21 protein-coding genes are annotated in these 22,135 nt (G+C 31.5%); 15 read left to right on the forward strand and 6 right to left on the reverse strand.

Features of this window, described 5'->3' with window-relative positions:
* Nucleotides 1-55: 55 nt before the first annotated feature.
* The 3 genes from Q0912_RS03860 (at nt 56) to Q0912_RS03870 (ending at nt 4,533) form a co-directional block, all read left to right on the forward strand.
* Entirely contained in the window at nt 56-2,212 is a 2,157-nt protein-coding gene (locus Q0912_RS03860) for a two-component regulator propeller domain-containing protein (protein ID WP_299112241.1), read from the forward strand.
* 84 nt (nt 2,213-2,296) lie between these two features.
* The gene (locus Q0912_RS03865) at nt 2,297-3,583 is read left to right on the forward strand and encodes a histidine kinase (RefSeq protein WP_299112242.1); all 1,287 of its coding nucleotides are present in this window, start codon (nt 2,297-2,299) and stop codon (nt 3,581-3,583) included.
* A 263-nt stretch (nt 3,584-3,846) separates the two neighbouring features.
* The gene (locus Q0912_RS03870; RefSeq protein WP_299112244.1) at nt 3,847-4,533 is read left to right on the forward strand and encodes a hypothetical protein; all 687 of its coding nucleotides are present in this window, start codon (nt 3,847-3,849) and stop codon (nt 4,531-4,533) included.
* A 112-nt stretch (nt 4,534-4,645) separates the two neighbouring features.
* On the opposite strand, the gene Q0912_RS03875 is transcribed toward Q0912_RS03870, so the two are convergent.
* From Q0912_RS03875 to Q0912_RS03895, 5 genes are all read right to left on the reverse strand, one after another.
* Complete coding sequence (locus Q0912_RS03875) at nt 4,646-6,118, reverse strand: metallophosphoesterase (protein WP_299112246.1); 1,473 nt, start codon at nt 6,116-6,118, stop codon at nt 4,646-4,648.
* A 270-nt stretch (nt 6,119-6,388) separates the two neighbouring features.
* The gene (locus tag Q0912_RS03880) at nt 6,389-7,366 is read right to left on the reverse strand and encodes a hypothetical protein (RefSeq protein WP_299112248.1); all 978 of its coding nucleotides are present in this window, start codon (nt 7,364-7,366) and stop codon (nt 6,389-6,391) included.
* A 149-nt stretch (nt 7,367-7,515) separates the two neighbouring features.
* Nucleotides 7,516-7,941, reverse strand: a complete 426-nt coding sequence (locus tag Q0912_RS03885; RefSeq protein WP_299112250.1) for a lipocalin family protein — start codon at nt 7,939-7,941, stop codon at nt 7,516-7,518.
* A gap of 170 nt (nt 7,942-8,111) precedes the next feature.
* On the reverse strand, nt 8,112-8,462 hold the full coding sequence (locus Q0912_RS03890) for a VOC family protein (protein WP_299112252.1): 351 nt from the start codon (nt 8,460-8,462) through the stop codon (nt 8,112-8,114).
* Nucleotides 8,463-8,656: 194 nt separating this feature from the next.
* The gene (locus tag Q0912_RS03895) at nt 8,657-10,267 is read right to left on the reverse strand and encodes a hypothetical protein (protein WP_299112254.1); all 1,611 of its coding nucleotides are present in this window, start codon (nt 10,265-10,267) and stop codon (nt 8,657-8,659) included.
* Between the two features lie 807 nt (nt 10,268-11,074).
* On the opposite strand from Q0912_RS03895, the gene Q0912_RS03900 reads away from it, so the two are divergent.
* Both Q0912_RS03900 and Q0912_RS03905 read left to right on the forward strand, forming a co-directional pair.
* Nucleotides 11,075-11,752 carry a response regulator gene (locus tag Q0912_RS03900; RefSeq protein WP_299112256.1) on the forward strand — a complete coding sequence of 226 codons (678 nt, stop codon included), beginning with the start codon at nt 11,075-11,077 and terminating at the stop codon, nt 11,750-11,752.
* Nucleotides 11,739-12,152 carry a prepilin-type N-terminal cleavage/methylation domain-containing protein gene (locus Q0912_RS03905; RefSeq protein WP_299112258.1) on the forward strand — a complete coding sequence of 138 codons (414 nt, stop codon included), beginning with the start codon at nt 11,739-11,741 and terminating at the stop codon, nt 12,150-12,152. The genes Q0912_RS03900 and Q0912_RS03905 overlap by 14 nt, the downstream gene beginning before the upstream one ends.
* Nucleotides 12,153-12,300: 148 nt before the next feature.
* On the opposite strand, the gene Q0912_RS03910 is transcribed toward Q0912_RS03905, so the two are convergent.
* Nucleotides 12,301-12,501: a hypothetical protein gene (locus Q0912_RS03910; protein ID WP_299112260.1), complete on the reverse strand. Its 201-nt coding sequence runs from the start codon at nt 12,499-12,501 to the stop codon at nt 12,301-12,303.
* 132 nt (nt 12,502-12,633) lie between these two features.
* On the opposite strand from Q0912_RS03910, the gene Q0912_RS03915 reads away from it, so the two are divergent.
* The 10 genes from Q0912_RS03915 (at nt 12,634) to Q0912_RS03960 (ending at nt 22,054) form a co-directional block, all read left to right on the forward strand.
* Nucleotides 12,634-14,043: a GspE/PulE family protein gene (locus Q0912_RS03915; protein ID WP_299112262.1), complete on the forward strand. Its 1,410-nt coding sequence runs from the start codon at nt 12,634-12,636 to the stop codon at nt 14,041-14,043.
* Between the two features lie 41 nt (nt 14,044-14,084).
* Entirely contained in the window at nt 14,085-16,229 is a 2,145-nt protein-coding gene (locus Q0912_RS03920; RefSeq protein ID WP_299112264.1) for a general secretion pathway protein GspD, read from the forward strand.
* The gene (locus tag Q0912_RS03925) at nt 16,229-17,440 is read left to right on the forward strand and encodes a hypothetical protein (RefSeq protein ID WP_299112266.1); all 1,212 of its coding nucleotides are present in this window, start codon (nt 16,229-16,231) and stop codon (nt 17,438-17,440) included. Before Q0912_RS03920 ends, Q0912_RS03925 begins: the two co-directional genes overlap by 1 nt.
* Nucleotides 17,424-17,936 (forward strand): type 4a pilus biogenesis protein PilO, encoded by a 513-nt coding sequence (pilO, locus tag Q0912_RS03930; protein ID WP_299112268.1) that lies wholly within the window; start codon nt 17,424-17,426, stop codon nt 17,934-17,936. The genes Q0912_RS03925 and pilO overlap by 17 nt, the downstream gene beginning before the upstream one ends.
* A gap of 161 nt (nt 17,937-18,097) precedes the next feature.
* Nucleotides 18,098-18,457: a hypothetical protein gene (locus Q0912_RS03935; RefSeq protein ID WP_299112270.1), complete on the forward strand. Its 360-nt coding sequence runs from the start codon at nt 18,098-18,100 to the stop codon at nt 18,455-18,457.
* The gene (locus tag Q0912_RS03940) at nt 18,447-18,902 is read left to right on the forward strand and encodes a hypothetical protein (protein WP_299112272.1); all 456 of its coding nucleotides are present in this window, start codon (nt 18,447-18,449) and stop codon (nt 18,900-18,902) included. The genes Q0912_RS03935 and Q0912_RS03940 overlap by 11 nt, the downstream gene beginning before the upstream one ends.
* Nucleotides 18,902-20,152: a hypothetical protein gene (locus tag Q0912_RS03945; protein ID WP_299112275.1), complete on the forward strand. Its 1,251-nt coding sequence runs from the start codon at nt 18,902-18,904 to the stop codon at nt 20,150-20,152. The genes Q0912_RS03940 and Q0912_RS03945 overlap by 1 nt, the downstream gene beginning before the upstream one ends.
* Nucleotides 20,140-20,466 carry a hypothetical protein gene (locus Q0912_RS03950; RefSeq protein WP_299112277.1) on the forward strand — a complete coding sequence of 109 codons (327 nt, stop codon included), beginning with the start codon at nt 20,140-20,142 and terminating at the stop codon, nt 20,464-20,466. Before Q0912_RS03945 ends, Q0912_RS03950 begins: the two co-directional genes overlap by 13 nt.
* Nucleotides 20,463-20,921, forward strand: coding sequence for a hypothetical protein (locus tag Q0912_RS03955; RefSeq protein ID WP_299112280.1), 459 nt, complete (start codon nt 20,463-20,465; stop codon nt 20,919-20,921). Before Q0912_RS03950 ends, Q0912_RS03955 begins: the two co-directional genes overlap by 4 nt.
* Nucleotides 20,921-22,054 (forward strand): type II secretion system F family protein, encoded by a 1,134-nt coding sequence (locus Q0912_RS03960; protein WP_299112283.1) that lies wholly within the window; start codon nt 20,921-20,923, stop codon nt 22,052-22,054. The genes Q0912_RS03955 and Q0912_RS03960 overlap by 1 nt, the downstream gene beginning before the upstream one ends.
* The last annotated feature ends 81 nt before the right edge of the window (nt 22,055-22,135 follow it).

Raw genomic sequence — 22,135 nt, forward strand, 5'->3', positions numbered from 1 at the left:
GTGCTTTGCATTATATTTATATACTTAGATTTTGTTTATTACTTTATATGAATAAATGATTATTGATTTTACATATTATAAAACACAGGCTAAGAAACTTTATTTTTTAATTATTATTCTTTTTACTTCAGTCATCATAAGTTGTAATAAACAAGAATATATTACAGAGCACACTCCTTCCCAAAAGTCTGAAATAGGAGTATTAAAGCCCCACCAGACTATAAAGCTTAAAAATCCTGTAGCTATAGAGATTGATTCTAGTGTTTTAACTACACAAAAACTTTCAAGGAAGCCTTCTGACTTAAAATCGGTAGAAAAGATTCAAGATCCAATGTTTCCTAAAAAACTAAAAACCACAAAAGGAAGCGAAATAGACTTTAATAAGCTCGTAACTTTTAGAATAGATGAAGACTCCAATCCACAACCTTTTAAGTTTTCAATTCCAAAATCAGGACATGCTGTTTTTAATGAAGATACCATTTGGGCACCAAAAACCACATCTATTAGAGAACCTAAACTATTAGATGCTGGTACAATGCGATCCAAACCTCAAGCACGTGTAAATATAAAATATTTAAGCAAAGAAACAGGGCTTCCCCAATCTGTATCACACGGTATATATAATGATAGTAATGGGTATATATGGATAGGAACATCAACTGTAGGGCTTATAAAATATGATGGTGACTATTTTTGGAACTACAACCTAGATAGGGATAAAAACGCTGCTATTGATGAGATTATCGGTGATATTAAAGATGGCTTATGGATAAGAACTAATTCTGCAGAATACAATATCATTTTTTTTGATGGATATTCTTTTACATATATCGGAAAACGCCAGGGTATTGAAAATGTTTCTAGTATACATCTATCAAATGATGGCGTGCTTTGGATAGGAACCAAACAAAATGGTGTATTTAAATTAGAGCAAGATAATTTAACAGGGTTTGAGGTTACAAATTACACTACCCTTAACGGACTTACATCAAATGATATTCTGGGAATTGAATCATTAGATAACGGAGACATTTGGATTGCTACACAAAAAGGTATAAACATCTATCAGAACAATACGTTTATTCAATGGATAAACCTACCAGGATTGGTTCATGAACTTCGAGGTATTTCTAAGGATTGGAACGGCAATATCATGTATTACGACTATTCAAGAATAGTTAGGATAAAAAACAAGAGATATGAAGTAATTGAAAGATTAGAAGAAAAATCCACAAAAGATATTTATAAAATTTTCCCGCTCAAAGACAATACCATTGTTATAGCTACATTTGGTACAGGAATTGAACTACTAAGTGACAATACATACATAAGTCTTTCTAAGGAGAATGGGATGAATGCCAATTTCATTTCAGATCTTGTTGAAGACCATTCTGGAAATATTTGGACCTCTAGTTTTGATGGAGGAATAGATGTTATTAATACGAACTCTTTTCAAATTTGGCCTAATGAATATAGTATTACTGATGGCAGAATCGATGATATTGTGGAAGATAACGCAGGAAACATCTGGATTTTACATTTTAAAGGTATTCTTAAGTATAATGGACAGGAAATAGAAAAATTTGAAAGTGAAAACTATAGTACAGGATATTATAACGGCTATGAAGCCTTGTTGGATTCATTTGGTCAGATATGGATAGGAGAATATGACGAGTTGTATGTAATAGATCATGAAAAGTTCTATACACTTTTAGATTCAACAACGGGTAAAGTCCCACAAGAAATCAAAGGAGTAGCTACTATGTATAATGATAGAAATGGGGCGATTTGGTTGGGTTCTGGAAAAGGCATTGCAAAGCTTGAAAAGGATAAACTTACCTCTTATAGTGAAATAGAAAGCTTTAAGAATAGATTTGTAAATGGTATTACGGAGGATATTAATGATAATATGTGGATAACAACCACCCGAGACCTTATTTTATTTGATGGGCATAGTTTTTTTCATTATCCAATAGAAAGGTATTTTGACAATAGTATTATTTGCAATCCCACAACGGACCAAGAGGGTAATATAGTTATTGCATCTAACAATGGTCTATATAAATTAGTCATGGAATCGGGAGTCAAGTTTCCAAGTAAGTTGTTGCATTACAGAGGTATAAAGCCGTTTGAGCAATCCCAAATAGGATCCATTCTTATGGAAGACGATGGTCGAATATGGTTAGGTACTAATAGTAATGGTGTTATATAATTAGAAAGTGATAGTATAGCAAAAAATCAATCTTATTTTTATAAATATTTTGATTATTCTACTGGGTTTTTTAAACCAGAAATAATGTTTAATTCAGCATTAAAGGATTCAAAAGGAAAGCTTTGGTGGGGAACTACAGATGGAGTGGTCTCTATAGCGAGTAAGGATATGGTAATTCCAAATTCTATTCCAAAACTAACTTTGAATAGTATTGAGGTAGAACAAGAGTTTATTGATTACGGACAATTATCAAATAACGTGTATATAGAGGGTTCTGAACTTAGAAGAACCATAGCTAAAGCTACAAAATCTAAATCAAAGTTTAGTAATGTCCCTCAAAATTTAGAATTACCTTATAATATTAATGATTTATCTTTTCAATTAAGCGCTACCGAATGGAATTCACCTTCAAAGATAATGTATCAGTATGTTATTGATGGATTGGACAATACATGGGGCCCTTTGCTTAAATCGCCTAATATTGCCGTTCAAAATATTCCTTATGGAAATTATACATTTAAAGCAAGAGCTATAGGTGAGACGGGGAATTTAAGTAATACCATTGTTTATAACTTTACAATAAAACCACCTTGGTGGCATACATGGTGGGCTAGGGTTTTAATGACCATACTAGTTCTCTCTGTAATTGTAGTTGTTTTTCAATTAAGAATAAAAGCCGTCAGAAAAAAACTAAAAAAGGAAGAAGCCATACGATTACAAATGGGACAATTAGAGGCAAAGGCATTACGTGCGCAAATGAATCCTCATTTTATCTTTAACTCATTAAATGGTATACAAAGTGCTATAATCCTAAAAGGTGAGCGTGAAGCTAACAAATACTTAACAGCTTTTGCTAAGCTTTTACGGTTTACTTTAGATTTTAGTCATTCTGAAAAAATATCCTTAAAAAAAGAAATACAATACATAAACACTTATGTTGATTTAGAAAAATTACGACAACCCCATGACATTAATTTCACACTTCGTTTAGAACCTGAGGATATGGAAACATCGAATATCTTCCTTCCAAGCATGATGATACAACCGTTAATTGAAAATGCCATATTACATGGATTAATACCTAAAAAGTCCAAAAATAGATGCTTACAAGTTACTTTTAAACTTAGAGAAGATTGCCTTTATGCTGTTATAACAGATAATGGAATAGGAAGAAAAGCTGCGACGAATATAAAAGCAAGGCAAAAAAATGAGCATATCTCACATGCTAATCGTATTATGAAAGAACGCATAGATACCATTAAACAATTTTCAACAATAGATATTAATATGGTTATAGACGATCTCTATGATGGTGAAAAACCTATGGGAACTCGTGTAACTCTTACTTTTTCTGGAAATTACGGTAATTAATTGAATTGCAAACAATCAAATATTTTTTAGCTTTTTATTATGATGGACAATGCTTATCCACAAAAACAAACTCGTAAATAGGCTTCGAGGTAAATACTATATTCTTAGACATTAATTTTTTGGTAATATTTTTTAACGTACTCAAATTTATAAATCACTAACGGAATTAACATGTTTACTCATTGTAAGGTGTTTCTGAATAATAACTTGCTTAATTTTAAGTTATGCTATATATAGCACGCAGATAGTATCTATATAATATTATGACTAACCATCAAGATATAAAAATGCCTAAAACCGTTAATGTTCTCATTGTTGAAAATGAAGCTTTACTCGTACATGTTTTAAAGAACGCATTTTTATGTCTTACTAATAGGATTAGTAATTTTAATTTAAAAGTTGCTAATAATTATAACAATGCTTTAAAAGTCATAGAAACTAATGCTCCTATTGATTTGGTATTAGTAAATATTAATATACCGCCTACAGAAACTAGTAAACCGTTATTTATTGAAGATATTAGTATTAAATTACGGTTAAGATTTCCTAAGATGAAAATGATGCTATTTTCTTCCTATCAAAATAACATACAGATATACTCACTTCTAAAGACAATGAATCCAGAATGTTTACTGGTTAAAAGTGATATAGATTACAGTGAACTTATAAGAGCCATAAAAACAGTTATTATTGAACCTCCATATTACAGCAAAACAGTATTGCGATATATTAGAAAACAGTTGGCTCATAATATTTTTATAGACAAGACTGATAAAACCATATTATATTATTTATCGATAGGTGCAAAAATGAAAGATCTACCACGGCTTGTTCATCTGTCTAAAAGCGCTATAGAAAGCAGAAAACGAAAACTTAAAAGCACCTTTGGCTTAGATAAGGGTAATGATAGTGATTTATTAATCAGGGCCAGAGAAAAAGGGTTTATATAATTGCTTGTCCTAATATGTGTATCATTTTCTGATAAATTAAGCTCATTAAAAATATCCAACAACTCGTCAATAGCTATTCAATTTTAAAATGGAATAGCATTAACTTATAATATTACGGAACTTCTGAAGGAGACCATGTTTTTTCATAAACAGCATTTAGATTATCTACTTCATAAAACGCTTCAGTAAACCCGCCATCTTTATGTAGGGTAACAAGCGCATATCCATTTTTTACTCTGGGATCTGATTCCGGAAACTGATAATCTCGAGTGTGTGCATAATACGCAATATTACTGTTGTCTTCTAATGCCCAGCCATTACCAAAAGGAATTGAGGCATGACCACAACATCGTCCTTTTGTAGGAATATACGGAATAGCGTCTCCCATATATAGTTTATTGTAGACAATACCATTATGTACATGTCCCCAATACCATAATGATGGCATTCTTCCTAAGGCAGCACTTACCTGATCAAAAAGAATATTTGTATTAGCACCTGTTAAGTCACAAGCATTGTGATGCGTTACAACCATAACAGGACCATTATGACCACTAAATTGCTCTAACCAGTTTATTTGCTGTTTATACCCATCAGTACCAATAGCACCATCCATATAGAATTTATCCCATCCATTTTTTTTATCTGAGTAATAAGACGAATCTAATCCAAGCAGCAACCAATTTCCGTAAGTTCGAGAAAAGTAACTCATACCGTTTTGATGTTCAAAAACTCCATCTTTTTTAAGAGCAAGGTCAAAATATCCATGTGCATCGCCACTCATCTCATGATTAGAATTAAGTGTAAAGTTACGACCTGTTCCCTGGTCTGGCCATAAATCTAAAAAGTTTACGTCTTCCTCAAGTGGCAAAGGTCTTAGATACGTACCAGCATAATAGACATCACCCAGATGTAAAAGATAATCGAGCTCATGCTTGGTCATATCATCCATTACTCGCTTTGCACCAGATGGTGTGCCATTATAATTTGTGTAATACCCAGTTCCCCAATCTCCCAATATTCCTATGACTGGGTCGCCAGTTCTACCTTGTTTGCGAGACAGTTCTGAAGTCTCAATGGAGTTGTTAGGAAAATCAGCAATACTAGATGGTACAACCAGATTAATACCATAATTTAATGCTGCAAAAAACCAGCCAGTATCAAGTTGCTCATACTTCTTTGTCCCTATCATTGTACCATCGTCCCATGGAACGGCACCAGCTTCTATTTTAGCGATTAAATTGGTATATTCTGTGAGGGTAATTTTTGTTGGAGGTGCTTCTGCTTGTAATGCATTAAGAATGGATCGCAATATCCGATGCTTATCTAACCATTTTGTAATCGCTTCTGGCGGATGATGAATCCAATATAGGATAAACCCATATTCAATACTTCCTTTTTGAGGAATTGCTGGTGGTGGTCCATCAGGGTTTTTTACGTAGTCAATAAGCGCTAAGGCCTGTGCTTCACATTCAATAAGGTATTCAAAAAACTTTTTAAATACACTCAGGCTGTTGTCTTTCTTAACATTTGTGTGGTAGGTTTCTAAAGCTTGGATTTGTTGCTCGTTAGTAACTTGACTCATGAGGTTTTAATTTAAATTAATAGTTTGGCTTTGAGTTACGATGAACCCGCTTGCTAATAATTTAAACTTAGGAGGAAAATAAATGAAGGAGTCTAAAGATAGGCATAATTTAAAAACATACCTAAACATTTAATAATCAGAACAATAAATAATTCGCATTTCTCAGATTACTCTGTACGCACTACTTTTTTGTTTAATACTGGTTGCATTAAAAACATATGAAAGATCTTACAAATAAAGTTTAGGAGTCCGTTTGGAATACTACCGTTTTTAATTCCCGATTTTTATTTTTCCATCAACCCAATCTGGTAGATAAAAATTAATTCCTGTTTTATTTTCAATATCAATTAATTTGTTTCTCAATTCTACTGGTCTTAATCCAATTCTCCTTCTAGAAGTATTAATTTGCGAAATATTTGATGAATTAGGTGCATTAAGATATCCGTAGATTGATTCACTAAAATCTGAAGTAGTGGCTCTTTTCCAATCTTCAATTAAGGCAATTTCATAAGGTGAAATATATCCTTTAGTAAGAGATTGAAATAATTTTGGTTTGATAAAATTATATAATGTGTCTTTCTTTACATAATCAGGTTCTATAGAATTATGGTGGCTCAAAATGGTTGAAGACCAAAAATTATTTCCGATTAGAAATTCTCCAGGATAGCCCTTTTCTTCAAGAATCTCTAAGAGCTTTTTAAGTTGCTTTTCACTATGCTTAGGAAAATTTTTTAAGATAAATTCTTCTTGTTCTTGCTCATTTTCAATGGTCGAAACTTTAAAAGCAAGTTCTTGATCTTTTTCAAACATAGATTGTACTTTGCTTTTAATATTAGAATCTATTCTATTTAAAAATATTTTATATAAGTTATCGTATTGATTTTCTATGTTTTTCCATTCGGAATCATTTAAATTCTTTTTAAGGAATTCCTGATTTTTTAAGTCTTTTAATTCCCATCCGTTGGTAATACTTTCTTTAATTAGGTTTACTCCTTTTTCTTTATTTCCAGTAAAAAGATAAAGTTGGGAAGCGACTTTATAGTCACGAAGAAAATTGAATTTGAAGTTTGCAAATACCTTTTCGTATCGTTCTAAAGCTTGATTGTATTTTTCTTGACTTACTAACTCTTCTGCTAAAAGGATTTCTGCGTGATAATTTTTGTAATCAACTTCATTTTTCGAATTATAAGTACAACTAATCAAAGTGTAAATAAATCCAAAAAGAATTATAAGATTTCTTATTTCCATTTTTTAAATTGTTGCCAACGTTTTGTGTATGATTAGTTGCGAGAAATTATGCAGGTACTTTCCGCTGTTGCTAAAGATAATTAATGCGGCTGAATTTCCATTGAGGAATTTCAGCCGCATTAATTATATAGGTTGTTACAAACAGTTTTTTACTTTTCGTACTTCAAGATTTCTTGTTCATTTTCTGGCACCGCAGTTCCATCCATTTCAATGACAACGATTTCCAATCTATTTTCAGTAAGTAGTAAGATTTCATTCACAAATGTGCCTTCTTCGCCAACTGTCAAAGTGATTTCGTTCCCATTTCTAGACCAATTGAATGGCACAGTATTAAATTCACAGGGTGTTTGAGATATTTCTTCTGGTGCTTTTTCAGTCCCCGAATTATTGGAATTGTAAACTATGTTCTGTTGGGTTTGGCAGTCAACTACGGTTATATCATTTCCTTGATTTTCAATTGACATTAAATTCCAAACACCAATAATTTCATCTTGATTTGAATTATCATCGTCAGATGAGCAAGAAAAAATTATGATTCCGATTAAGATTCCAAGGATTAAGTTCAGTTTTTTCATTTAGTAAAATTTGGTTTAAATTGTTTGTAACGTGTTCGTGTATGATTTCGTTGTGTTTGCTCTAAGATAGCAAATAAAGACTGACCCATTGTTCAGAAGCGAAAGAAATTCCGAATAGGAATTTCCGAACAATGAACTATACACGTTGTTGACTGTTCGTTTTTTAATACTTAGATACTCTGTCCAAAGGTTAAAAGATTATTATCTGGGTCAAGTAATGCAAATTCTCTCTGTCCCCAAGGTTTATTTTCCAAAGGTCCATTAGGATGAATTTCTATTTTATTTTCAAGCATGAACTTATACAAACCATCGATTTTATCAGTTCTTATATAAACCATTCCATAATTCTCTTTAGGATCGAGCTGTTTAAATTCAAAGAAGTGAATTTCTATATTGTCTTTCTCAACCATTAAATATCCATCATAATCACCCAATTCTTTAAAACCTAGTTTGTTTACATAATAATTTCTTGTAACAGATTTATCACGCATTGGTAATTTCGGATTAATATAAGTCAGCATACTTTTAAATTTATATTTTTCTTATTGTTTTAACTACGAACTTTTAAATGACAGCCAACGTGTTTGTGTATGATTTCGTTGCGTGTTTCAGCAACTAAATTAGTAAACAAAAACGAACCAGAGGAAATTCCGAAGGAATTTCCAAGTAGGCGAGTACTAGCAATGAATTATACACGTTGTTGTGCTTTCGTGCTTTATTCTAATTCAAGTCCTTTTAGTAGTCTCCCGATATTCTTTTTACTGTCTTCGTTTGGCTCAATTTCTTTTAAATGATTAACCTTCTTGGTAATTTCGTCTGACCAATTTTTTGATGTCCATTTATCCAAAACTCTAATTGTCATGTTTCTATTTCTGGTGACTGGACTATCTAACCCAACAAGAATAAGTTCTTCTCCTTTTTTTGGATAATCTTCTAAAAACGTTATTACACTATCAAAACAAGAATGCTTTTGAAAGTCTTCGCCTAATCCCATCCAATCTTTTGGGCCAGCTCCTAACTCTTCTAAAGGCAGATTTTTTTTAGCGAAGTCAATTATGTCATTCACGTTATCTTTTTTACCATAAGTTGTAACATCATACCAAGCTGAACTATCCAAAGGATTCTTTAGTAGTTTAGCCCAAACAACATCCCATAATTCAATACCAAGTTTTTGGGCGGCTTGTTTTCCATTCCAGTATAAAATGTTGTCATCACTTTTTAAGGCTATTTCTGCCTGTTCTTCCCAATCTTTATTTTTTAAAGTTTCGTTAATATCTATAAGACAATTAGAAATTATGTCTTGAGTCCAACCATTTTTTTTATGTTCTCCTATATCGTCTTGAATTTCGATAAGAAAATCTTTAATAGAATTTATGGTGATAAAATCTGTAATATCTTTTACATGGGTTTTACCATGTCGAATAAAATTCTCAACAGTTTCTGGTGCAAATTCGTAATCAGATATATCTTCTGTTGGTCCTCCAGAAATAAGAGCTTCAATAATCTCTCCTGTGGATTTGAATAGTTTTTTATCAATTTTTTCATTTTGAAGCTTCTTATGAAGTTCTCCATTTACAGCACAAGTACAAGCCAGATATTCGTTCATTATACTGTTTTTGTAGCCATCAAGGATTAACCAATCTTTTAGTTCTTCAGTCAATTCCATGTTAGCTATTCTATCAACAAGTTGGATTTTTCCCCAACCATCAACTTTACCTGCCAATTCCCATAAGTCTTGAACAGGATTGTTTGATAAATTAGAAAGAGCAACTGTAGAGAAAACAGTAAATTCATCATGTAAACCAAGAATCTTAATTTCATTTACAACTGATTTCTTTTGGCAAAGACCAAGAATTGCAATTCCTATTTTGACACTATTTCTATGACTTGTTTTCGTTGCTAAATTTTTAGCAAATCCAAATAGATATGGCTCAATGGGTAAAGATTGATTTACTATTTCTTGAAGAAATTCATCTATTATTCCAATTACTCCGTCACTTTCAGTTATTCTCTTATAAAATTCCGATTTGCTTCCTGCATCTCCTTTTTTTGCTATTGTTTTTATCAGTTTTGATAACTCTTTAATTTTAACTTTCGATTCTGAAGATTCATCCGCTCCAAACATTGAATCCATTAATCCTGGTGCAAATCTAATTCCATTTTCATCAGATTTTTTTTCATCAGGTAAATCGTTTGCTGAATCTTTTAAAGTTCCATTACTGTCTATATTATTCCTCAAAAACTGTAAGATAGAATTATCAGTTCGCCATTCGGTAACTTCGAATTCATTTTTGTTTTCAAGTAAGTTTTTAATCCAATCTATCATTTATGTATTAGGTTTCTTTGCATGAAGCACAACAATGGAATAAACGTATTACGTTTATTCCCATTATATTTATATCAATAAAAATACATTTTTTATTATGAACTCTACGAGTTCTCAATAAAGATCAAGACACTAGTCAGCTAATATATTGATCTGATATGTTTGTTAAGTTTTATATTGTAATTAAGAATTATTTTTTTGCTTAAAACCAAGAGGAAGTATCGTAAATATATGAAATATCCTACAAGTATATCTTAGGAGCCCGTTTGAAACACCACAGTATATAAAACCCTTATTCTATAAGGTTTAAGAAACGTTCACCATTTCAATGAACAAGAACAGGCTCTTTTTTAAGAGCCTGTTAACTTTATAAGTTATTAACTATCAGTAGTTAATGATTACTATTTTGCAAAAGCTCCCGTTTGGAACACTACCTGTGCAGAGACACCAATTGAAAATGTGAGCATAAGAATACTAAGCAGCGTGTTGAAATGTGTTTTCATAGAAAAAGGTCTTAAAAATTTGTTATTTTATCGATGAACTGAAAAAAAATGTAGGAATTTTATATATTTTTACTAGCACTCTTTTTGTGCCTGTTTTAAATATTTAATTCTGTTGCGTAGATATGAGGCCGTAAAGTTAGATTGACTTTTTGAGATTACACCAAGCATTTTGCTTTAAAAAACCAAGCATTTTGCTTTAAAAAACCAAGCATTTTGCTTTGTGTAATGATGAACACAGCACTTAATTTAGTAGTCTGAATATTTTAAGTCATAATCCCTTAAGAACTTAAATTGAAGATTTACTATGGTGAAAAAATATAACGTCCTGATCGTAGAGGATGAGCCGTTGATTGTAGGTGTTTTATTAAATGTCCTGGAAAGGATTAGTGACTTAAATCCTTTGATAGAATTTAAGGTAAAGTCCGTTGCAAATGCCGATGAAGCTAAATATGAAATTGACAAGGCAGTCAACAGCACGCCTATTGATTTTGTACTTCTCGATATCAATATTCCGCATTCTAATGATAAAGTCATACTCTCTGGTGAAGATTTAGGGGTTATGATCAAGGGTTTTTTTCCTTGTGTAAAGATCATGGTATTAACTAACCATTCCGATAATTTTCGTTTAAACAATATTCTAAAATCTTTAAACCCTGAAGGTTTTATAATTAAAACAGATATTGATTTTGATTCACTGGTTTCTGCAATAGACTGTGTATTGGATGATTCGCCTTTTTATAGTAAAAAAGTGCTTCAACTGATGCGAAAACAGTTTGTCAATGACTTTTCTCTCGATACTATTGATAGACAATTGTTGTATCATATTTCAAAAGGTGCAAAAACAAAGGACCTTATTAAAATGGTGAGTTTGTCAAAAAGTGCAATCGAATCCAGGAAACGTAATTTAAAATCTCTTTTTGGCATAGAAACCGGTGATGATCGAAAACTCATATTAAAAGCAGAAAAACATGGATTTATATAAACAAAAATTAAAAACGAATGCTTTTAGCCTGCAGGAAGTATTAATAGTTCTATTGATTATAGGTGTGTTTATGCTAATTGCCTTACCTAATCTTATGCCTTTGGTTGTAAAAGCTAAAAGTATAGAGGCGCAAATGCAATTAAAATACATTTATAATAACCAAACGTCTCACCGTTACCTATACTCTAAATACACTACTGATCTTTATGAGCTAGATTTTGAGGCGCCAAAAACAGTAAAAGAGAATGGAACAAGCAACTACACATATGAGGTTTTAAGTGCCAGTAATACCAATTTTACGGCACGAGCTACAGCAATAACCGACTTTGATGGGGATGGGATATTCAATGTTTGGGAAATCAATGAGAATGGGACACCTAAACAAATTATAAAAGACTGATGCTAGTTTTAAAAATTATAACGATCGTTTCGCTTATACTGATTTTTTATCAGGATTTTAAAGCGCGTGAAGTCTATTGGTTTTTATTTCCGGTATTTGGAATTTGCAGTGCTATTCTATTTTACAACAGCACTTTACCAGCGCTCTTTTATGTTTCTGTAGGTATGAATTTTATATGCATTTTCATCTTATTGTTAGTTGTATTTCTGTATGCAAAACTGAAGCTTAAATCTGCATTTAATGAGGTTTTTGGCCTTGGAGATGTGCTCTTATTCCTTGGGTTAATATTCTCATTTTCTACGATTTCCTTTTTAGTGATTTTTGTGTTTTCCCTGGTCTTTTCGCTCATGTTACATCTTATCATTAAACGGTATTCGAAACTGCAATCGGTTCCTTTAGCAGGTTATATCAGCTTGTTTTTTGGAATGGTTTATCTATCGCACTGGTCAGGTATAATATCATCTTTATATGTTTTATAGTTATGATTAAAGAAGATTTTAAAATACCAGTTCATCTTACACAGCTTATTAGCAGTGAACAAGCATATCAGTATGGTATTATTCCGGTAGAGAGCACCCTTGAGAGCTATACGTTTAAATCTTACGATACCTCAGACCTATTAAAGCAAGAATTAAAAATTGTTTTAGGGAAGTCTATAACCTTAATACCAGAATCTGAGACTAACATTAAACAATATCTTGCTTCTAACTTTAGAAAACGTGAGCAAGCACATTCTGAAGCATTTCATTATTCTTCAGATTTTTTAGAAAAACTCTTGGCTACAGCCAAGGCTATTGGTAGTAGTGATATTCATTTTGAAATTTATGAAGAGCGCTGTCGTGTTCGTTTGCGATTAGATGGGAAGCTTAAAGAATATTTTATTATAGAGCAAGATCAATACCCAATTATTGTTAACAAGCTTAAGATTAGAGCCGGATTGGATATTTCTGAAAAGCGCCTACCTCAAGATGGTAGAATAACCATAAAAACTTTAACGGATGAATTTGATATTAGGGTATCGTCCTTACCGACATTGCATGGTGAAAAAATTGTTCTCAGAATTCTAAGCAAAGACACCGACCATATAGAGCTTAATGATTTAGGTTTTACGGATAAAGAGCTTAATGCTTATTTAGAGACTATAAAAAAACCTAATGGTATTGTTCTTATTTCCGGGCCAACTGGATCTGGAAAAACAACAACCTTATACGCTACATTAAAACTTTTAAATGATGAAAAGACCAATATACTTACTATTGAAGATCCGATAGAATATACTTTGGAAGGCATTAATCAGGTACAGCTCAAAGAAAATATTGGATTAGACTTCTCAAGCACTTTACGTACTTTTTTGAGGCAGGATCCAGATGTGATCATGGTCGGAGAGATCAGAGATGCCAAAACAGCAAATATGGCTATTAGGGCTGCCTTAACAGGTCATTTGGTGCTATCGACCATACATACCAATTCGGCCTGGGCTACGATATCTCGTTTAATAGACATGGATATTCCTGCTTTTTTAATTGCCAGTACTTTAAATGTCAGTGTGGCTCAACGATTGGTAAGGAAATTATGTCCTAATTGTAAGGTAGAAAAACCAATACTCAGTAAGGACTTTCCTGAGCAATTTGAAATTCCCGAGACACTTGCAGTACATTATGTAGCATTGGGCTGTAATGAATGTTATTTTACAGGTTACCAGGGAAGAAAGGCTATTTACGAAATTATACCAATCACAAAGTCTTTGATTAAGCATATTAAAAATAACCGTTTAGAAATTGATGAATATTTAGAAACAAAAGGCATAGCGACATTAAAAACTAATGCCGTAAAACTTATACAAGAAGGTATTACTTCTATTGAAGAGGTCTATTCACTCTTAATCGAATAATAGAATTTAATCTATTATTCTTAAACTCTAATGAAGAACAGATGAAACTATTTATAAAAATAATATTTGCATTGTGTATCGTAACAGCTAGCTATTCTCAAAATAGCCAAAGATTACTCGATATCGATCAGCAGCTAAAACAAGTTTCAATAGATAACACAGGTTTAACGGAACAGTTAGATGCGAGTATTTCTCTTAATGATGTCACTTTACCTAATTTTTTATTAGCTGTTTCCAGTATTCATAAAATTAATATTAATGTTTCTCAAGAGTTAAATTCTATAACGATTAAGAATAACTTTTCTAATGTTACGGTTTCGGATATGCTATTATTTCTATGTAAGGAATATAGTTTAACTATTGATTTTACAAAAAACATACTTTCTGTAAAACCTTTTATTGAAGAAGCTGTAGAGGAAATTTACCCTATGCAAATCGACTATGACCCAACAGACGAAAGCTTATCTATAGATGCAAGACATAATCGCCTCTATGAAGTTTTTAAGGTTATTATGGATAAAAGCGCAAAAAATTTACTGTATGCTCCCGATATGGAAAATATGGAATTGACAGCCTATATAAAATCTACAGATTTTGATACAGCTATGGACAAGATGGCCTTAACCAATAACTTAACACTTACTAAAACTCAAGATAATTTTTATGTTTTTGATAAGGCTTTAACCAATAATAAAAATGAAAACACTAATAGACTTGGTAGTCGTTTAAGTCCAAACTTAAATTTTAAAGTCATAGATACAACACTTCAACTTTTAGAGGTTGATTTTAAAAATGCTTCTGTAAGACGTATAGTAGAACAGATAGGGGATATCTTAGATATTAATATGTTTATGGCATCTCCGTTAGATGGTGCAGGTAGTGCAACTCTAAATGCAAAATCGATAAGCTTTGACGATTTATTGATTAAACTATTTGAACCTCAGGCTTCAAATTTAACCAGTGCAGTACCTAATAATACTCAAAATAAAACGAATTCGTCAGCACAATCCAATAGGTTTACTTTTAAAAAAGAAGATGATATTTATTTTTTTGGCACAGAAAAACAGCTCAGTGTTAGAAAGGTTGAGATTATTAAATTAAAACACCGTTCGGTAAATATGATGGCAGATCCACAAGTAGGAATGCCTAGTAATGATATAAGAGGAAACTATCAGGTGGCTGAACAGGGGTTTAGAAATCAACTTAACAATGGCTTTAATAATAATAACCTTAACAATTCAAGACCTCAAAACAGAAACTATTCAACAAACTCCCGAAGCTCATCAATCAATGAAAATGGAGGTAATATTTTAGATTTAATCCCTCAAGAGGTTCAGGAAGGTTTAGATTGTAAGATAGATACAGAGTTAAACAGTATATATGTTACAGGAACTGGGGCTAAAATCGAATATTTTAAAAAGTTTGTGAAAAGTATAGATAAAGCAATTCCTGTAATCCTTATAGAAGTTATGATAGTGGAAGCACAGGTTACTAATACTGTAGAAGCTGGTGTAAGTTGGGGAATTGGTAATGAGCCTACCACAACTCAAGGGTCTATATTTCCTACAACAGATTTAAATGTTGGTGCCGAAACCATCAATAGAATTATAAGTGGATTCAGTAGTACTTCAGTATTTAATTTTGGACGTGTGGTCCCTAATTTTTTCGCTACTGTTAAAGCCATGGAAACCAATGGTGACCTAAAGATAAAATCTACACCAAAACTTGCGACCCTTAATGGACATAGAGCCTCGTTTTCTAATGGGCAAACATCTTATTATGCTGTAGTACAACGAAACATTATTGGTACAGATAACCCTCAGACATCAGAGATTAGAAATTACTTTCCTATAGATGCTAAATTGGGCTTAGACATAAAGCCTTATGTTACTGGCGATAATCAGGTATTGTTAGATATCAATGTTATACAATCTAATTTTGGTCAACGTATTGCAGAAGATGCACCACCAGATATTAGCTCTCGTAATTTCTCCTCAGTTGTCAGAATGAAAGATCAGGATATTGCCGTGCTTGGTGGTTTAGAAGAGAATTATTCAAACAACTCGGGTTCTGGTGTGCCTTTTTTAGCAAGAATTCCATTGATTAAATGGTTGTTTAGCAAGCGTGTAAGAGAGGGTAGAAAATCTAAGCTTACAGTGTTTATTAAACCAACAGTAATATACTAATGGTAGAAAAGTTAATTACATATTTAAAATTTGGTAATCGCTTTTATGGTGTTGAGCAAACACAAATAAATGGCAAGACTTGTTTTTATGGTGTAACGTTAAAAAAGACAAAGCAACAACTAGATATTAATACAAGTTTTGAAGCTGAAAATTTAGAGACTTTAAAGGAGCATGTGCCCAAAGGTGCTCCTTTAAGCTTAGTTATCAACACCAATTCTGTATTAACTAAATGGGTCGAGGGCAATAGTAATGAAAGCCTTAAGTTAGTTCATATGGCCTTTCCTAATATTAAAGTTGAAGACTTTTATTACGAAACTATAAGTCAAGGAAAGAATCACTTTGTGTCTATATGTAGAAAAACGTATGTCGAAGATTTATTAAACTCTTATTTATCTCAAGGTTTTGTTATTATTGATTTTACTTTAGGGAACTTAATTTCTACAACACTAGTCCCTTTTATTGATATTGAAAGTATAAAGACATCTAATGCGAGCATTATAATAAAAGATAAAAACATTACTAAAATTAGTTTTGATGAAACACACTTTGAGTCTGGTTATGATATAAATGGTCTCAATGTTAAAAATACAGCTTTATTGAGTTTTGCTTCTGCGCTAAATCTGATTGTAAAAAGCCAGATAATTCAATCTAGTTTTGATGACAAAAAAAATGAGTTAGGTACTATATATAATCAAAAACGATTTGCCAGTCAATTTCTTAAAATGGGTTTAAGTGTTTTGTTTGCCATACTGCTTATTAATTTCTTGTTTTTTAACCATTATTATAACGAGGTCAATACTTTAAAAGAAACAGCTCAAGTTATAGAAACTTCAAAAACTAAAATGATTAACCTTAATGAAAACGTAAAAAAAACAGAGAAAATGGTTAATGATGTTTTAAAGAGTAGTAGTTCTAAAAGCTCTTTTTATGTCAATGCCATCATTACGGATCTGCCAGAGCATATTTTGTTAAAAGAACTCAATTTTCAGCCGTTGGTAAAAAAAATAAAAGATAATAAGGCTATTGAGAATAATAAGAACACTATTGTTATGTCTGGGCAGACATATAAGCGTATATTTTTTTCTGAATGGATTTCTCAATTAGAAGCTAAATCTTGGATAAACTCAGTTAGTATTTTAAGTTTTGAAGACCATAGTAAAACAGCTTCAAATTTTATAATTAAGCTCAATATACATGACACAGAAAACTAAAAACATATTGCTCGTTGTTGGTTTCTTTTTATTGATAATTATAGCTTATAATTATGCTATTGCTAATACACTTCAACTAAAAAATGAATATAAGACATTACAGCAAGAAGCCTTGGCGTTTGATAATATGCCTTTACAATTGTCTGCTCTAAAACAGCGAAAACACTATTACGATTCGCTGTTAACTAAATATCAATTAAGCGAAAGCTCTATGCAGAATAACATGTTAAGCGCTATAAATACTTTTGCTGACGCCAACCAATTAAAAGTTGTTGACTTTATTGAGCCTCATAAAATTATACAAAATGATTTAATAGTAAACACATATCAGTTTACATTAGAAGGTAATTATAATGCCATTCTATCACTTGTATACCAATTAGAGCAACATACCAAATTTGGTGAAATCATTAATCTCAATTTTAAAAAGCAAAAGAATTATAAAACAGGGCGATTTTATTTACAAGCTCATGTTTTGCTGAGGAATTTCGGGTAGAGTATTTAAGTCAATAAAAAAAAAGCTAAAAAATTTAATGAAAAAAGAATCAATATATCAATATAAAAACTAAGCAAAATGCTTATAAAAACTAAGCATTTTGCTTAGTGATTTTGATAGTTTATAAGCTATCTTAACCATTTAATCTAAGTACGTTAATTATGATAAGAAAGTTTTATCTTCTTTTGGGTGTTTTATGTTTTCTCAGTTGCGAAGAGCTTATTGAAGTTGAAGATATATCCGATGAAAACATAAGTATTTTGGCGCCTGCCAATAATACAACTTTAGATGGTTCTGCTGTAAGTTTTTCTTGGGAACCATTAGAACATGCAGAATCCTATCACTTACAAATAGCTCGGCCAGAATTTAATAATGCTCAAGTTATAGTAGAAGACACTATGATTACTGCTACAAATTTTATTAAAGATTTAGAAGCCGCTAGTTATCAATGGCGTGTTAGAGCAATTAACTTTAATTACCAAACACAGTATACTACATTAAACCTTACTATTGAAGAATAAAAAAAAAACATATATACTTTTAATATTAGTACTCGCGGTTTGGGGAACTATTGGCTATAAAATTATTTCGGCCTTAAATCCGGATTTACCAGATATTCAACAACAAGATTTTGCCGTTAATACCAATTACAAATTAGACACCAAAATCGACACCTTTTCTATACAAACCGTAAATAGAGACCCGTTCTTAGGTACCTACTTAAAAAAGAAAAGTAAGAAGAAGACTAAAATAAAAAGAAAAGAGACACAATGGAAACCTGTACATTATTATGGTATCGTAAAAAAAGATAAAAACCAAATGTTCATTGTTACCATAAATAATAAACAATATTTATTAAAAAAGGGACAAACAAAAGACAGTATTACTTTGGTATACGGAACTACTAAAAGTATTACAATGCGCTATAAAAACAATTCCAGAACTTTTTATCTAAAGCAAAAATGATGAGAAAAAAACTCAAATCTGGCGCATTACAATTAGTTACTTTTATTATTGTGGTTATAGCGGTATTACTATCGTCTTTTATATTATTCATCCACATACATAAACAATTCCGTTTAAAAACAAATCATACTATTGAAACTGTAGCTTTAGTAGATAAAGGTATAAGAGAAGTACTTTATAGTAAAGGAAACCTGAAAGATACAGTGACAATTAATTTGCACGATAAAACTTATAAATCCTTAAAAGTACATCACAGTTTTTGGGGCAGTTTTGAAAAAGTATACGCCAAAGCTAAAATTAAGACTACGTCTTTGAGTAAAACAGCATTAATAGGTTCTGCAATATCCACTAAAAATAAACCAGCATTATATGTAAAGGATAATAATAAGCCCTTGGTTTTAGTGGGTGATACAAGAATTAATGGGAATGCGGTCTTACCTAAAAGCGGAATTAAAACAGGACATATCTCAGGTAAATCGTTTTACGGTGAACGTTATGTTTATGGCCGTACCGAAGTTAGTAATGATTTGCCTATGTTAGATCGTAATCTTTTGCAGTATTTGGAAGAATTAAAAGCAGGGAATTTTGAAGCTCTTGACATTAATCTTGAGCCTTCAAAATCGTACACAAACTCTTTTAAAAATGAGTTGCAATTAGCCTATACAGAATCAGAAATTGTTTTGTCTAATAGTACAATTGTAGGTCATATTATTATTCGGTCTAAGTCTAAAATTACGGTTGATGCTACTGCCAAGCTTTCTGATGTAATATTAATTGCGCCAGTTATAGAAGTGCAGCCAAATGTAACAGGAAGGTTTCAGGCAATTGCCACAAAGGGCATCAATATAGGTACCAATGTAGAGCTATCCTATCCGTCAGCATTAGTATTATTGCAAAACTACACTAAGGAAGGGAACGGAAATTCTAAAGCCATCACCATAGCAGACCATTCAAAGATTGCTGGACAAGTTGTTGTTTTAGGAAACACAAGAGCCAATAATTATGATGCACAACTAAAAATTAGTGCCAATGCTATCGTAGAAGGTATGGTGTATTGTGAGCAAAATGTAGAATTAAGAGGAACCGTTTACGGTTCGGTTTACACAGATAATTTTATCATTAAAGAAGGAGGATCTATTTTTCAAAATCACTTGTATAATGCTCTCATCGATAGTAGTAAACTAACCTCGAAATATGCAGGAATAAGCTTTATAAACTCAAAAAAAAGTGTTGCAAAATGGCTGTACTAAGAAAAATAAAAGCCTCTACTCTTATGGAAACTTTAATAGCTACAGTACTCATTATGGTCATTTTTATAGTAGCTACTATGATTTTAAACAACTTGTTTTCAAGTGGTATAAATAACAATACAAGAGCAATTACGGCAAAGTTAAATGAAATGGAATACATCTATAAAAACGATAAAATTACACTGCCATATTATGATGATTATAATGAATGGGAAATTGTTATCCAAAGCATCAAAGACTCAGAAAAGATAAACATTAGAGCATATAATACAGCAACAAAAAAAACATTAGAAAAAGAGATTTATAAAAAATGAAATCTAAAGTCAAGGCTTTTACACTTAATGAAATGGTGATTGTAATGATTATTACAGTAATTACTGTAGGTTTGGCGTTCACCGTATTATCCTTGGTGCAACGACATATGTGGTCTATACAACAGAATTTTAGCTTAAATACAGAGTTTAATCGATTAGAAGAGGCCTTATGGATAGATGTTAATAATTATAGTTCAATGAGCTACACCGAAACGGATAATCTAGTAAAATTCCGAACTATAAAAGATTCTATGACCTATCGTTTTCATGATAATTATGTGCTGAGAAACAAGGATACATTTCACATTAAAATTGAGCATAAAGAATTGTTCTTTAACGGTGAAAAGATAAAAGAAGGGAAAATTGATGCACTACGTTTAGAATTATCAAGAAAATATAAAGATCAACAGATATTTATTTTTAAAACCAATGATGCCAAACAATTTATGAACTAATGGCTTTTCAATTAGAAAATATATCAAAGCAACCATTAAAACCCGAGGCAAAATCTACCATAAATTCTTTGTTAGAGAAGGAAGTTGTGGTTTTAAAAAAAGCTTTTTCTAATAAAGTTAAAGAGGATTTTTACACCGAGCTTAGTGTGTTACTAAAAGCTGGAATAAATCTAAAAGCAGCACTTGAGCTAATAACGAATACGCAAAAAAATAAAAAGACAAAATCTATACTGCAAACTATTTTGGGTGATGTGGTTTCTGGTAAAAGCCTTTCGGATGCCATTAAAAATCAAAACGAGTTTTCTGATTACGAATATCATTCACTAAAAATAGGAGAAGAGACAGGAACACTACATAGAATAGCAGAACAGTTAGGTTCATTTTATAATAGAAAAAACGAACAACGAAAACATTTAATTAATGCTCTTACCTACCCATGTATTATACTCACTACTGCAATATTGGTGGTTATATTTATGTTGCAATTTGTAGTACCAATGTTCGAAGATATATTTAAACAACAACAGATAGAAATGCCTGCAATTACTGTTTTTGTAGTTAATATTTCCGGATTTATTAAATCTCATGGAATTTGGTTGGTTTTAGGAATAGTATCATTAATCTTTTTAAGGCTGTTTTTTAATAAAAAACCTTGGTATAAACGTATTAAAGACAAAGGCTTAAATAGAATTCCATTTGTCGGGTCCTTTATCCAAACAGTATATCTGTCTCAATTTACTCAGGCTATAGCATTACTAACAGCATCTAAAGTTCCGATAGTCAATAGTATTACTTTGGTAAAACAAATGATAGATTATTATCCGTTAACAATAGCACTTAATAAAGTAGAGAAACAACTATTAAAAGGAGAATCGCTGAGTGAAAGTCTTGGTGCACACAAACTTTTTGACCAAAAAATGATTGCTTTAGTTAAGGTTGCCGAAGAAACGAATCAAACAGAATTTATGTTTGAACGCTTAAACAGTCAGTACAATGCAAAAGTACAACAGCGTTCTAAATTATTATCAACTGTTATGGAGCCAATAATTATTCTTTTTGTGGGTTTGTTCGTTGGATTTATTTTAATTGCTATGTATCTTCCTATGTTTAAGTTGAGTAGTATACTTGGTTAATGATTGTTATTAAAAACTTCATTAAAGTAGTCTCTAACCATAGATTTCTTGTCTAGACTAACCGTCTCTTTTTGTATCTAT

This window comes from uncultured Winogradskyella sp. (genome assembly GCF_947498345.1).
In the GTDB taxonomy this organism is placed as follows: Bacteria; Bacteroidota; Bacteroidia; order Flavobacteriales; family Flavobacteriaceae; genus Winogradskyella.